The sequence below is a fragment of the Arthrobacter rhizophilus genome (genome assembly GCF_026241105.1).
GTDB lineage: Bacteria > Actinomycetota > Actinomycetes > Actinomycetales > Micrococcaceae > Arthrobacter.
In genome coordinates this window covers 15,892-28,739 of the sequence record NZ_JAPFFT010000041.1, presented here as the reverse complement: position 1 = coordinate 28,739, position 12,848 = coordinate 15,892, and the positions used below count along the sequence as shown (strand labels likewise).

The following is a 12,848-nucleotide window of genomic DNA, read 5'->3' as shown; positions in this document are numbered from 1 at the left end:
TCGGAATTTCCATAAGGTTCCTTCCCCGCCACAAAAGTGTCACGCAACAGGCTGACACACAGGGAATACGGGCGTCGGCAGAGATTTTCCGTGTCGCTCAACTACAGTGCAGCGGTGGTCCTATTTCTCGCAGGCGATGCCGTCGTTATCCATGTCCAGCGCGGGCCGGTAGCCTGGCTGGCCTCGATAGATCGGTGCGGCGCCGGCGGCCCGGGCGGCCGTGCAGTTCGCGTAGTAAACGGACGACGGCGCCGCTGGCTGTACCTGCCGGGCCTGGGCTTGGTCTTGTTGTGCTTTCACCGCGGCAGCATCGGCGTCTGCTTTCGCCTGGGCCGCCGCCTGGGCCGCTGCGGCATCGGCTGCAGCTTTGTCCGTGGCCGCCTTCTCAGCTGCGGCCTTGTCAGCCGCCGCCTTTTCTGCCGCAGCCTTCGCCGCCGCCGCTGCTGCACGCGCGTCCGTCACCTTCTTGGACTCTGAGCGTTCCATGCAGAGCAGGACTCCCGCATCGGACTTCGTGCAAATGAATTCTTTAGGCGGGTAGTTCTCTGTTGCATTCTCCGTCACGCAGGATACGGATTTCGGCGCAGTAGGTGTTGGAGTGGGAGTTGGTGAAGCGGAAGCGAGTATTCATTTATTTCCCCCATGAAAATGTCTTTGATGCAAATGGCAGCAGGTTTAGCATCTGAAATGCGAGAAAAGAAGAGAGTTGTCCACATGGGCCAAGATGCCACTTGACATGGCCCGAAAAAGATGGGGTGAATTCTTGAATCGAATCTATGTTCGATAAGGAAAATATTGATTCGAATACATATCCACATGTGCGAGGTTTGGCCTAGAGACGGCCGCGAAGTCCCCGTAACGTCTCAAACAAGAGGACACCGACAGGAGGACCATGGAGAAACCGTCACCGCCAAACCTCACCTCGGTAGTCCCTGGGGAACACCTAGACGTCGCCGGGGCACACTCAGATGCGGAACAAAACCGCAGGTCGGCACACCTAGACGGCTCCCGGCGCACACGGAGTTTCGCCATCACACCACCTAGACGCCGGTTTCGGAATCTACGGTTCCCTTGGAAAGCGGTTCGTGGAAGAGCCTTGGGGGATCCTGTCGGGTTGCCTGGGAATCCACCAACTAATGCCTGTCTTTGGACAGGAAGCAGTCGAATCGGATGGACATAGCACCTCCTGGGCCCGGAGCGTGCCGATTAGAGCATCAGAGAAAGTTGGATCGCGAGTGTTCGAACAGGAAGTTCGGCGAACGCTGGACTACGTTGCTCGCGGCATTATGGTTCGAATTGTCGGCGCGCCTGGAAGCGGACGCACCAGTGTCGCGCAAAAAGCTATCGCCGAGCTCGAGAAAACAGGAGCTACGGTTTACTCTATTTCGGCCCTTCGCTCACATCGCGAAATACCGTTTGGTGGAATATATAGCCTGGGACTTGATATTCGAATAGGCCAATTAGGCGTGCTGGGCGTGGTTGACACACTGGCAGGACGGCTCGCCAGGCCAGGGGAGCGTGTGCTTGTTGTCGATGACCTCGAATTCGTCGACACGGAGACCCTGGCGGTCCTGGATGCCGTCAGGCTAAGAACTAAGCGACCCATGATCGTGACCATGGGTGAGTCTTCCCTTTACCCGAAGGGCCGGCGCGCTGTTCTGAGTCCTGGCCCTGAAGCCAGGGTCCAGCTGAATCCGCTCCGCTATGAGCACGTGAGCGAGCTCATCACCGATGTTTTGGGCGCTCCCGCGGACGCTGACACCACTGCCCGCATCCTCACGAAATCCGCGGGGAACCCCAGGCTTGTGGCCCGAATCGCGGAAACGGCCTCACTCAGTGATTTGCTTGCCCTTAGCAACGGCCAATGGCACATGACAGGCGACACGCTGTGGAATGAGCACCTGCAGGGCGCCGTGGAATCTCTCCTTGAAGGACTCGAGTCCGACGAGCTCACCGGCCTTCAGACCATGGCCATCGCCGGTACGGCGCCCATCGATGTGCTGCAACGGGTAGTCCACGCAGACGTTCTGGACCGGCTCGAACAGCACGGCTTGATTTCCGTCATGGAGGATCCACACAACAACATTTGCGCCGCGATCACACCGCCGGTGCTAGCCGACTATTTCCGTGGACAACGAGTGCGCACGAGCCGGCGGGTCCTGCAGGATCGAATCACCCGGACCTTGAGCGTCTCGCCGCAGGAACCCAATGTTGACGTCACGCCGGCCGATTCGCTGATGGGGGTCCTCGCCGCGGTGCGCCTTGAACGGAGTACGGACGACGCGGCTACGGCGCGCCATTTTCATGAGAGACTCTCGGTTCTGGAGCGTCGCCGCTATGACCGGTGGGATGCCGAAAAATCGGTATCGAACGCCGTGGCACTCCTGGGCGTCTACTGGGGCTCGCCGACTGACGCATCGAGGATTGAGCGCGTGCTTTCCGAGACCGTGAGCTCGGAAGGAGACACGTGCGAACGCCTCTTCTTGGCAGTTACCAAAGCGCTTTGGGCTATCCACTCCGGCAAAGGGCTGGAATATGCGGCTGACGCCCTGAGGAACTTTGGGAAGGAACACCCTGAATGGTCGGCAGAGGTTGAATCGGTAGAACTGTTCCTCGTGGCGACGTACGACCGAATGCCTCAGAATCTCGACGACACCTTGACGCGTCTACACGATCGCAACCCTGGAAGCGGAGTCTTGGCCTGCGTCCGGGGGATGCTGGAACTCTACCGCCTCAACCCTTCCGCGGCACTCAATGCCATCGACTCCTCAAGCGGATTCAAGGGCTTTCCCCGCATCGGACCTTTCATCCGAGGACTGGCATTGTTCACCTCTGGGCGGATCGAGGAAGCAATTGTCTTTGCGCTCGACCAGCGCGCAGAAGCCCGCCGCAACCTGGACCAATTCGGGATGGTGTCGAGCACCTACGTCGCTGCCCAAGCACTCGTCTACCGTGGCCATTTCGACGAGGCAGAGTACCTGATGGGCAGCGTCTTCGCCATGGGACGGCCAGGCTTTTTAGTGGATTCCCTCCACGACGCCATGCTGCGGCTCGCCGGGCTGAGGGCGGCGACGTCGGCGATCTTGCCCACCGCGACCCTCGCAACGCAGGCGCGGCGCGAGGCCGAAGACATCGGACCGCTTCCGGGAATCGCAAAAGGAGTCTACGAGCTCGTCGCCGGACGGCCCCTCATCCCCGCAGTATTCGACAGGAAAGCCGCCCGCCTCATTCGACGGCAGCTGGAACGTGGCTATGTTCTGGAAGCGACGTACTCTGCACTCTTCTTCACTTGCCTTCTTCCTGGCCGGAAGGTTCTTGAGATTCTTCGGCAGGCCTTGAAGGAACATGCCTGCACCTCACACGATCAGCTTGTGGCAATTGCGGCAGCGGTGGTGGAGCAAGACCACCAATTGCTCGGCGTCCTGCTCGAGAATTACGAGCCCGACTCCGATCTCTACCAAGTTCGGATGCTGCTCCGAGGTGCGTTCAAGCGGTATGCCTTCGTGGACGACACCGTAGGGGCGGCCGAGATGGAGCGGGCGTACTCCATTTTTGCGACTCGATTCCCGTCGGCAGATGAGCCCATGGCGTTCAATTCCGGTAGCTACTCGCCTCTGACAGTCCGGGAAATTGAGATAGCAGCCTTGGCCGGTCATCGTTCGAACCCCGAAATCGCCGAGCACCTGGGAATCAGTATCAGGACCGTGGAAAACCATATTTCCAACGCGCTCCGAAAGTCCGGAAGCCCAACGCGCGCTGCCCTATTTGACCTGGTCCGGGATACGTCTCCCTTCCGCTAGGAACAGAACCGCTCAATCACGTTTCTCGGATACGCTTCCCTGCCGATGCTTCTCCTGGACCGAGTCCATGAAGGCCGCCAGGGTAAGGACCGTCAGACCGAGCGAGCAGACGGCCGCGATTGCCGACGTCGCTCCTTGGAACGGGACTCGGATTTCCGGGCCAAGTGCCGCTGCATGAGAAAACCCAGCGGCAGCGAATATCGCGGCTTTGGGGACTAACCATTTTTGGGCACGGCCGAAGACAGCAGCAAGTGGTGCAGCCATGCCGAACACAAGGAGGATGACGACCATCGTATTCCTGAGGGCGAGAGGATCAAGGGTGCGGAGTCCTTCCGGTGCTGGGAAGCTCCAAATGAGTGCGGCGGAAATGCTGGAGAAGCCGGCAACAATGAAGCCGAGGATCCGCGGAAGAAGCCCGTAAAGCTGAGCAGTCATGAGGCCATGCCAGTGGCAGTCCCGGCGTGAAACCCGGCCGCTCTCATCATTGCTGATTCCACTTCAACTCCATTTCTCGAGAGGACCGGCCAACGCAAAGCTGGCCTTGAAGAGTGGTGGCATCCTCCTAAGAGGAGCCATCCACGGTTCAGATTCTCTCCATGAAATAGGGCGTCTAGGTGGTCATTGGGGCAAAAACCCGTGTGCCTGAGCGGTTTCTAGGTGTGAAATTGCTGAATCTAGGTGGCTGTGCAAGCCCGTCTAGGTGTGCGGGACGGAGGATACCTAGAGCGGAAGCTCACCGTCGCGTCGTCGACGCCTTGGTAGACGAGCCCACGATGAAGGGCCGCGTGTTGACCGGTTCAACCGGGAGGACAACCGCCTTTGCCACAGCAACGGTCTCCGCAGGCTCAGCCTGGGAGCCAGTTCCGAGCCCACGGACAGTCCAACCTTGCGCCTTCCACACCCCGGCGTCCAGGACATTCCGCGCGTCCAGCACCATCCGGCGTCGTACGAGTGAACCGACAGCGGCGGGTGAGAGGGTCCGGTACTCGTCCCATTCGGTCAACAGGAGCACCAACTCAGCGTTTTCCAATGCGCGAGTCGTGGACGCCTCGAAGCGCAGCTGGGGGTAGCGCATCCAGGCGTTGTTGATGGCCTTGGGGTCGGTCACGGTCACGTGGGCACCGGCCGCGGCGAGCTGGAGTGCCACGTCCAGGGCGGGGGAGTCGCGGATGTCGTCAGTGTCCGGCTTGAAGGCAGCGCCCAGTACGGTGACGGTGCGGCCTGACAGGAAGCCCTTGCACATGTCACGCGCCACTTCCACGGCGCGGGCGCGCTGGCCCAGATTGATGGAATCGACCACGTTCATCCACTCGTCAACAGAAGACACCGACAGCGCTTGTGCCTGCGCCCGGAAGGAACGGACGTCCTTCGGCAGGCAGCCGCCGCCGAAGCCCAGGCCGGCGTGCAAGTACCGGCTGCCGATGCGCGGATCCAGGCCCATCGCCTCGCTGAGTTCAGTGACATCGGCACCCGAAGCGTCGCAAAGTTCGGCCATGGCGTTGATGAAGCTGAGCTTGGTGGCGAGGTAGGCGTTCGAGGCGGATTTGATGAGCTCGGCGGTCGCAAAGTTGCAGACCAGCCGCGGGATACCGGCGGAAATCAGCGGTTCGTAGACGGCGTCGAGCGCGGCCGTCACCGGTACGCCCGCCGCAGAATCCTTGCCGCCCGGCACGCCGTACACCAGCCGGTCCGGTACCAATGAATCCTTCACGGCCGTGCCCTGGCGCAGGAACTCCGGGTTCCAGCCGAGCAGGACATCAGGCCGGCGGGCAAGGATGCCGCGGAGCATGTCCACCGTCCCCACCGGGACGGTGGATTTGCCGACGACGGCGGCGCCCCTCGCCAGATGGGGGAGGAGGCTCTTGGTAGCTGCGATCACGTAAGAGAGGTCCGCCGTGTCCGACGTCTTCGACTGCGGGGTGCCCACGCAGAGAAAGTGCGTCTGGGCGCCCGCGGCATCGGCAAAGTCGGTGGAGAACGTGAGCCGTTTCGTGGCGAAGCCGTCCCGGAGAAGTTCGTCAAGGCCGGGTTCGTGGAAAGGGGCGAAGCCCTTGTTCAGGTGGGCCACCTTCTGGGCGTCGACGTCGATGCCCACCACGGTGTGGCCCATCGACGCGAGCGTTGCGGCGTGTACTGCGCCAAGGTAGCCGCAGCCGACAACGGAGATTTTCATGCTGGGAGTCCTTTGCTGGAAGTCACGGAAATGGTGGCGGGCTCTGCCGCCTGAAGTTCGGCTGCTTGAAGCTCGGCCGCCTGAAGCTCGGCCGGGTGGATGGGTGCAGTAGGTGGCTCAACCAGCGCATCACCGGCGATCACTGCCTCGTAGTGATGTACGAGTTGGGCGCTCAACACCGGCCACGTCCGTCCTTGGACCGAAGCGAGTGCTGCCTTTCCGAACGCACGGCGCTTGGCGTCGTCGCCCACCAAGTCCTGCACGTAGCCGCGCATCTGGGCGAGATCACCCGGCTCGTAGAGCCAGCCGGTACGCGAATTTTCCACGAGGTCGAGGGGGCCGCCGCGGCCGGTGGCCACCACGGGAACCCCCGATGCCATGGCCTCCTGGATGGTCTGGCAGAACGTTTCGAACTCGCCAGGATGGACGAAGAGATCAAAGCCCGCAACAACCTGGGCCAGTTCGTCGCCGCCCAGGAATCCGGTGAAGACGGCGTTTGGCAGTGCCGCTTCGAGGGCAGCGCGCTGCGGCCCGTCGCCCACGATGACCACCCGGGTTCCCGGCAGATCCGCCAACACGGCAAGGTCTTCCACCTGCTTTTCGATCGCGAGGCGGCCGACGTAGCCGATGACGCGCTCGCTGTCGCGCGCTACGGAGGCTCGCCACGCCGTCGAACGCTTAGTGGGGGAGAACCGCGCGGTATCCACACCCCGCCGCCACATGCCCACCCTCGGGATCCCGCGTCCGCGCAACTGGTTGAGCGCGAACGTGGACGGGACCAGTGTGCGGTCCGCAAGGAGATGGATGTTGTCTACCCGGTTCCATGCCCAGTTTTCCAGGATGGGCAAGCCATACCGCGCGGCGTAGCTGGGGACCTCGGTTTGGTAGATGGCAACCGTGGGGATGCCGAGCTGGTGCGCGGCCTGCACAGCCCGCCAACCGAGGACGAAAGGGGATGCAAGGTGGACGACGTCCGGTGCGTAGTCGGCAAGGATTCTCTTGACCCGGCTCACACCGCCCAACGCCACCCGCACATTTGTGTATCCGGCCAGCGGCACGGAAGGAAGGCGGTGGACAAATGCGCCGTTTACGACGTCCGAGACAGCAGTGTCCGACGTCGACGGCGCAATCACCATCACTTCGTCGCCGCGCTCTTGCAGATGCTCCAGCACCCGCAGGATGGAGTGGGTAACCCCGTTCATGAGCGGCAGGAATGACTCGGCAACGATAGCGATCCTCACCCCTCCACGGTGTGCCCGGCGGTTGGCGACCCGGAGGAATGGGCGTGACGCTGGGGGGAAGGTTTGGTTAACAAACGATCCCCTAGTAGTCACGAGTGGTGTATGAGTGGCGTGTGACGCAGAACGAGTGGCAGCCACTCATCCACATAGGTCTCCTTGCCCATAGGCTCGCCGCTACAAGCCGTTGACGTCAGAGCAAGGTGTCGTGGACTGGGCACGCGACGGGCGAGGACAACGGCGCGGCTTTGTCGTGTTCTCGTCGGCACAGAGGTGCCTGCGCAACGTTGGACCACGCCTGCATAGCCCAGTACCGCGCCGGGAAACCGGTGCCTGAATCGGTCGCGGCCGTCAATGAAAAGCACTGTCGTGCAACTACATTTCATCGCCGTCGCGGCTGACGGTCTATCGAAAAATGGGAGTCCGGTATGCGTCCTAAGAATCTTGTAGTCATCATGGCGGCAGTGCTCACCCTTCTGGGCGTAGCTGCCGCTCCGGCGGCCTACTCAGCGCCGAAAGCACCCGCTATCACTGGGCACGCGTCCGTGAAAGTCCTGGACTCCGCCAATACCATCACCGATCCGGCCTGGTTCACCAAGGCCTACAATGCCGGATTCCGTCTGTACGTGATGCACTCAACGGCCTGGGGGACATGCAACCCGTGGAGCGGGACCCAGGCGCAACTAAAGATGGCCCTCGATGCCGGCTTGAAGATCGCCGTCTACACGCGTGATCCGAACTGTTGGCAGGGAGGCATCACAGCGGCAGGCCCGTATCAGGCGCAGCTCCAGTTCTTCGCTCTGGACATCGAGACAGGCGGGACCCCTGTCACCCGGGACATGGTCAACGGGGTCAAAAACATGGGTGTGCGCCCCGTCATCTACACCGGTTCCCGCATGTGGCCCCAGATGATGAACAACAGCACTGATTTCGCCGACGTGCCGCTGTGGGATACGGACGTCAAGGCGGTCAACTATTCACATTGGACCGCCAATTATCTCTCGCCCACCCCTGTTTCCTACGGGGGCTGGAACACACCGGCGAACATGCGCGTAGGGGTCCAGCAGAAATTCAACCAAAGCCTCAACGGCGTCGTCGTCGACCTCGACTCCTTCGACGCCACCTTCCTGCAGTAGCCTCAAACGCAATGGGGGCGGCTATCCAGCCGCCCCCATTCTTATTTGGCCTCTCTCAGGACCTCCGGCAGCTCGTCAACGAATACTGTCCCGGGTGGCTCGTAGTAGATGACAAGCACCTCATCACCGATGTTGAAAACGCTGGTCTTGTCGAAGGGATGCGCGTGGAAGGCGCTTGTGCCGCCATGGAACGGCAGCATGACTTCCCCCACGGTGCCCGGCCCGATTCGCCCCGTGACCCTCCCGATCTTGCCGGTCAGGCTTCGATCAACCTCTTTGTGCATCGGTTTCGCTATGCATCAGGGGCTTTGGTGGGCCGTTTGGGAGGTACTTGGCCGTTCTTGAGGGCAGCCGTGATCGATGGCAGGAAGCTGCCCACCTGGGACAGGATCCCACCCACCATGCTGTTGAGCCCTTCGCCGCCATTGAGGACTGTCAGTTGCCCGACATGGGCAAACGGTTCAGCCGCGGCCGCCACGATTGCAGGCATGTTCTCCGCAAGTTGCTGGGAGATAACTGCCTCTTGGTTGGTTCCGAGCGCCTCAGCGCGCGCCTTGATGCCATCCGCTTCCGCCAAGGACTTGGCCTTGATGGCGGATGCCGCGGCATCACCGCGGGCCTTCGTGGCTGCCGCTTCGGCCTCACCGGTGATCTTTGTGGCTCCCGCAATCGCCGCCGCAGCCGTGGCGTTGGCCTGCGCCTCGACTTCCACTTTGCGGGCATTCGCCTGCGCTTCGAGTTCCGTTCGCCGTGCCCGCGCCTCGGACGCGCTGATGTCCGCGGCCTTTTGGGCTTCTGCCTCGGTGCGCTGGGCGTAGGCCTTGGCATCGGCAGGCTTGCGGATGGACGTCTGGAGTTTTTGCTCCTCGCGGTCCGCCTCCAGCTTGGCCACCTCGGTTTCCTGGACCACCACCTGCTGGCGCGCCGTGGCATCGGCCAAGGGACCTGCCTGCGCGGCGTTGGCCCGCGCGGTCTCGGCATTGGCTTGGGCGGCTGATTGCTTGATCGCGGAGATGCTCTGGGCGTCGGCAATCTGGGCAGCCGCTTCAGCTTCCCTCTCCGCGGCCTCGCGGTTTCTGGTGGCCTCGGCGATGCGGGCTTCCATTTTGACCTGGGCAATATGCGGCTTTGCCAGGTTTTGGATGTAGCCCGTGGGGTCCTGGAGGTCTTTTATTTGAAGGGAATCAACCACCAGGCCAAGCTTTTCCATTTCAATACCGCTGGCGCTGCGGACCAACGAAGCGAGTTTGTCGCGCTCGCGGATGATTTCTTCCATGGTCATGCTGCCAATGATCGAGCGCAGGTGTCCCTCAAAAACGTTGTAGACCTGGCTTTGCATTTTCGGCTGTTGGCCGAGAAACCTCCTCGCGGCGTTCGCAATGAACGGCGCGGCGTCACCGATTTTGTAAATAACCACACCCTCCACAATCACCTGGATACCTTGCGAGGTCACGCAGTTGACCTGGAGTTCTGTTTCATTCAGCGTCAGCGACAGCGTCCTCACCGTTTGGAGCCCGGGAACCACCAAGGCACCCTTGCCGGTGACAATTTTGAAATCCATTCCGTTCCGGGTGTCCAAACTTCCGCGGGTCAGGCCGGAAATGATCAATGCCTCGTTTGGTTCAGCCACCTTCCACATCAATTTGATGAGCAGCCTAATGACGGCAACGGCGACGACTACCCCCAATACGGTGACAAGAATGGGGAGATAAGCAACGAGGTCGAACATGACTGTCCTTTCAACGGCAAGCACTCAAGCGGCTCGTGTAGCCAGTCTGCTTTGGTCCGCTCCAGTAGTCCAGCAAATTGTTTGCCTACATTTGACACAACGGATGCTCCTAGGCGCTCGTTCCCGCCAGCGATTCAGTCCTCGCCTCAGGCCTCGTGCGGACCTCCAAAGCGGGAGCTGTTGCGGCACCGCCCGCAGCTTCCGTTGGGACCGCCGGGGCGCCGTCGGCGGCTTGTCCGTAAAGCCAGTCGTTGTACTGGAAATCGCCGTCCTTGCGGCTCTTGAACAGCAGGTTCCGCAAGATGCGCGCGACGCCGGACACGTGCCAGGACTCGCCCCAGACGCGGGCCGTGCGCTGGACGCGGGCCGTGCGGGCTGCCCTGGCTGAGTTGAATTCGCTGAGGGCGCGGTCCCAAGCAGCGGTGTCCACGCCGTCGTCGGTAAACACGGAACCGACGGTGGAGTCCTGGAGCACCGCGGCGTCTTCAAGCGCTTGGCAGGCTCCCTGGGCCAAATACTGGAGCATCGGGTGGGCGGCGTCGCCCATCAGCACCAGGCGGCCGTCGATCCAGTTCCCGATGGGATCGCGATCGTACATGGGCCAGCGGATGCCGGTCCCAAGGTTCCGCAGGGCCGCCTGCACCGCAGGGACGCAGTCCTTGTAGGCGGCCTCAAGTTCGTCCACGCCACCGTATTGCTCTTCTCCGCGCTCGAACGACGGCGATTTGAATACAGCCACCGTGTTCAACAGTTCGCCCTTGCGCAGCGGGTACTGCACGAGGTGGCAGTCCGGGCCGAGGTAGACGATCACGTCCTCAAGATCAGCCGCCGGGGTTTCCGCGGTAATGGGCACCGTTCCGCGATAGGCGACGTACGACGACGACACCGGGCCGTCCTGCGCGACGGCGGAGCGGAGTGTCGACTTGAGGCCGTCCGCGCCGATCACGACGTCGGCCTCGTAAACGTCGCCGCTCGCCGTGTGTGCCACCCCGCGGGCATCCACGGTCTCAACCTTCTCGACGACGACGTCGTTCACCAACCGGACGCCGGCGTCCTGGCAGGCTTCCAGCAGGATCCGGTGCAGGTCGCTGCGGTGGATCACCACATACGGGGCGCCATACCGTTCTTCGAAGTCGCCGCCTAGGGTCTGACGGGTGAGCTCCTCCCCGCTGAGGGCGTCGCGGAACACCAAGTGCTTCGGCCGGACGCCGATTTCCAACGCTTTCTCCAGGAGGCCCCAACGCTTCAGGACGCGGGAGGCGTTGGGGGCCATCTGCAGGCCGGCTCCGACCTCGCCGAATTCCGGGGCCCGCTCAACCAATGTCACCTCGGCACCGTTTGCGCGGAGGGCCAAGGCACCGGCGAGGCCGGCCATCCCTCCGCCGACAACGAGTACTTCAGTGGACGGTTTGCGGTCAGACATTGCTTGCTCCTACGGGGGTGGTGTTGGAATTGATGTTGGCGGTCTTGATCTTGGCCGTCTTGATCTTGGCGCTGATGGCGCCGAGCAGGATCGCGGCGACGGCGGCGGCCCCGGCAAACGCCAGGAAGTTTGAGTTGACGCCCAGGCCGGCCGCCAGGAGCAGCCCGCCTGCTTGGGGTGCGGCGACCGCGCCAATGCGGCCGACTCCGAGGGCCCAGCCGAGCGCTGTGCCCCGCAAATGTGCGGGATAGTGGCTGGCCACCGCTGCGATGATGAGGCACTGGGTTCCGTGGGTGCCCACCCCTGCCAGTACCAACATGACGTAAACGAGCCCCACCGGCGGGCCCGCCACCAGTACCCCGAGCGCGACGGCGGCGACGGCGGCTGCCGCTATCGCCGTCGGGATTGGACCGAAGCGGGTGCCCGCCCAAGCAGTGGCAACCGAGCCGACGACGGCACCGAGGTTGAGTGCCAGGGCGAACGTCAGTGCCGATCCAAGGTTGTAGCCGGCTAGTTGCATGAGATTCGGCAGCCACGTTCCGAGGCCATACCAGGCAAAGAGCGTCACCAGCGTGGAGATCGCGAAAAGGAGGCTCATCCCGAGATACGGAGCCCGGAGCAGGGACCTGAAGCCTACGGACTCCGTCTGCTTCGTGGTCTTTGCCGGCGGCAGCGTCTCAGGTAGGAAGCGCATGCCCAGTGGAACCACCACAAGCAGTGCGACGGCGGCCACCAGGAACATGACCGGCCAGCCGAAAGCGGGAATCAGGGGAATGCCTGCCAGGGCGGCAACCGAGCCGCCGATCGGGACGCCGGACATCATCAACGTGGCAATCGTGGAGCGCCATTTGGCAGGGACCAGTTCGGCAACCAGGGCATTTGCCGAGGGAACCAGCCCGCCGAGGCCAATGCCGGCCAGCAAGCGCAGGCCCCCGAAAACTGCCGCGTTCGGGGCGAAGGCGCACAGGATGGTGAAGATCGAAAACAGTGCGGCGCAGGAGATGATGGTGCGGCGGCGGCCCCAACTGTCCGACATCCTGCCGGCGAAGATCGCTCCGATCATCATGCCCAGGAACGCCATGGAGCCAAGCGTTCCGGCGGTGGCTTTGGTGAGCCCCCAGCCCGTGTCCACGATGAGGGAGCTCTGCACGGTGCCGTAGACGATGAGGTCATAACCGTCGAAAACCACCAGCAACCAGCAGACGAGCACTGCGCCTGCGGAACGCTTGGAGAATCGGGGGTAGGACTTGGGAGAGGTATCAGCGGAGTGGTGAACGCCTTGTTGGGTCCGCTCCGGCGCTGCAGCGGAAGGTGTGTGATTCATCCCACCACTGTGTGGCCGCCGTCGG

At 62.4% G+C, this 12,848-nt stretch carries 10 protein-coding genes; 2 read left to right on the top strand and 8 right to left on the bottom strand.

The annotated features are described in order from the left end of the window. Window positions 1-120: 120 nt before the first annotated feature. A complete protein-coding gene (locus OOZ51_RS20585; protein WP_323054818.1) occupies window positions 121-564 on the bottom strand; it encodes an excalibur calcium-binding domain-containing protein in 444 nt (147 codons plus the stop codon). Between the two features lie 911 nt (window positions 565-1,475). On the opposite strand from OOZ51_RS20585, the gene OOZ51_RS20580 reads away from it, so the two are divergent. Beyond that, window positions 1,476-3,800 (top strand): helix-turn-helix transcriptional regulator, encoded by a 2,325-nt coding sequence (locus OOZ51_RS20580; protein WP_265981729.1) that lies wholly within the window; start codon window positions 1,476-1,478, stop codon window positions 3,798-3,800. Between the two features lie 12 nt (window positions 3,801-3,812). Here the strand turns inward: OOZ51_RS20580 and OOZ51_RS20575 are convergent, their stop codons facing one another. From OOZ51_RS20575 to OOZ51_RS20565, 3 genes are all read right to left on the bottom strand, one after another. Continuing rightward, entirely contained in the window at window positions 3,813-4,235 is a 423-nt protein-coding gene (locus OOZ51_RS20575) for a hypothetical protein (protein WP_265981727.1), read from the bottom strand. 298 nt (window positions 4,236-4,533) lie between these two features. Next, window positions 4,534-5,973 (bottom strand): UDP-glucose dehydrogenase family protein, encoded by a 1,440-nt coding sequence (locus tag OOZ51_RS20570; RefSeq protein ID WP_265981725.1) that lies wholly within the window; start codon window positions 5,971-5,973, stop codon window positions 4,534-4,536. Beyond that, complete coding sequence (locus OOZ51_RS20565; RefSeq protein ID WP_265981724.1) at window positions 5,970-7,214, bottom strand: glycosyltransferase family 4 protein; 1,245 nt, start codon at window positions 7,212-7,214, stop codon at window positions 5,970-5,972. Before OOZ51_RS20565 ends, OOZ51_RS20570 begins: the two co-directional genes overlap by 4 nt. 425 nt (window positions 7,215-7,639) lie before the next feature. Between OOZ51_RS20565 and OOZ51_RS20560 the strand changes: the two genes are divergently transcribed. Continuing rightward, window positions 7,640-8,347, top strand: coding sequence for a glycoside hydrolase family 25 domain-containing protein (locus OOZ51_RS20560; protein WP_265981722.1), 708 nt, complete (start codon window positions 7,640-7,642; stop codon window positions 8,345-8,347). 41 nt (window positions 8,348-8,388) lie between these two features. On the opposite strand, the gene OOZ51_RS20555 is transcribed toward OOZ51_RS20560, so the two are convergent. From OOZ51_RS20555 to OOZ51_RS20540, 4 genes are all read right to left on the bottom strand, one after another. Continuing rightward, window positions 8,389-8,631, bottom strand: coding sequence for a hypothetical protein (locus OOZ51_RS20555; RefSeq protein ID WP_265981721.1), 243 nt, complete (start codon window positions 8,629-8,631; stop codon window positions 8,389-8,391). 8 nt (window positions 8,632-8,639) lie between these two features. Beyond that, entirely contained in the window at window positions 8,640-10,076 is a 1,437-nt protein-coding gene (locus tag OOZ51_RS20550; RefSeq protein ID WP_265981719.1) for a flotillin family protein, read from the bottom strand. Between the two features lie 109 nt (window positions 10,077-10,185). Beyond that, window positions 10,186-11,499: an FAD-dependent oxidoreductase gene (locus OOZ51_RS20545; RefSeq protein WP_265981717.1), complete on the bottom strand. Its 1,314-nt coding sequence runs from the start codon at window positions 11,497-11,499 to the stop codon at window positions 10,186-10,188. Next, window positions 11,492-12,823, bottom strand: a complete 1,332-nt coding sequence (locus OOZ51_RS20540; RefSeq protein ID WP_265981716.1) for an MFS transporter — start codon at window positions 12,821-12,823, stop codon at window positions 11,492-11,494. Before OOZ51_RS20540 ends, OOZ51_RS20545 begins: the two co-directional genes overlap by 8 nt. Window positions 12,824-12,848: the final 25 nt, after the last annotated feature.

Excerpts from the sequence above, each read along its gene's own strand:
- OOZ51_RS20575 (WP_265981727.1), bottom strand. The coding sequence starts at position 4,235 with ATGACTGCTCAGCTTTACGGGCTTCTTCCGCGGATCCTCGGCTTCATT.
- OOZ51_RS20570 (WP_265981725.1), bottom strand. The coding sequence starts at position 5,973 with ATGAAAATCTCCGTTGTCGGCTGCGGCTACCTTGGCGCAGTACACGCC.
- OOZ51_RS20560 (WP_265981722.1), top strand. The coding sequence starts at position 7,640 with ATGCGTCCTAAGAATCTTGTAGTCATCATGGCGGCAGTGCTCACCCTT.
- OOZ51_RS20555 (WP_265981721.1), bottom strand. The coding sequence starts at position 8,631 with ATGCACAAAGAGGTTGATCGAAGCCTGACCGGCAAGATCGGGAGGGTC.
- OOZ51_RS20550 (WP_265981719.1), bottom strand. The coding sequence starts at position 10,076 with ATGTTCGACCTCGTTGCTTATCTCCCCATTCTTGTCACCGTATTGGGG.
- OOZ51_RS20545 (WP_265981717.1), bottom strand. The coding sequence starts at position 11,499 with ATGTCTGACCGCAAACCGTCCACTGAAGTACTCGTTGTCGGCGGAGGG.
- OOZ51_RS20540 (WP_265981716.1), bottom strand. The coding sequence starts at position 12,823 with ATGAATCACACACCTTCCGCTGCAGCGCCGGAGCGGACCCAACAAGGC.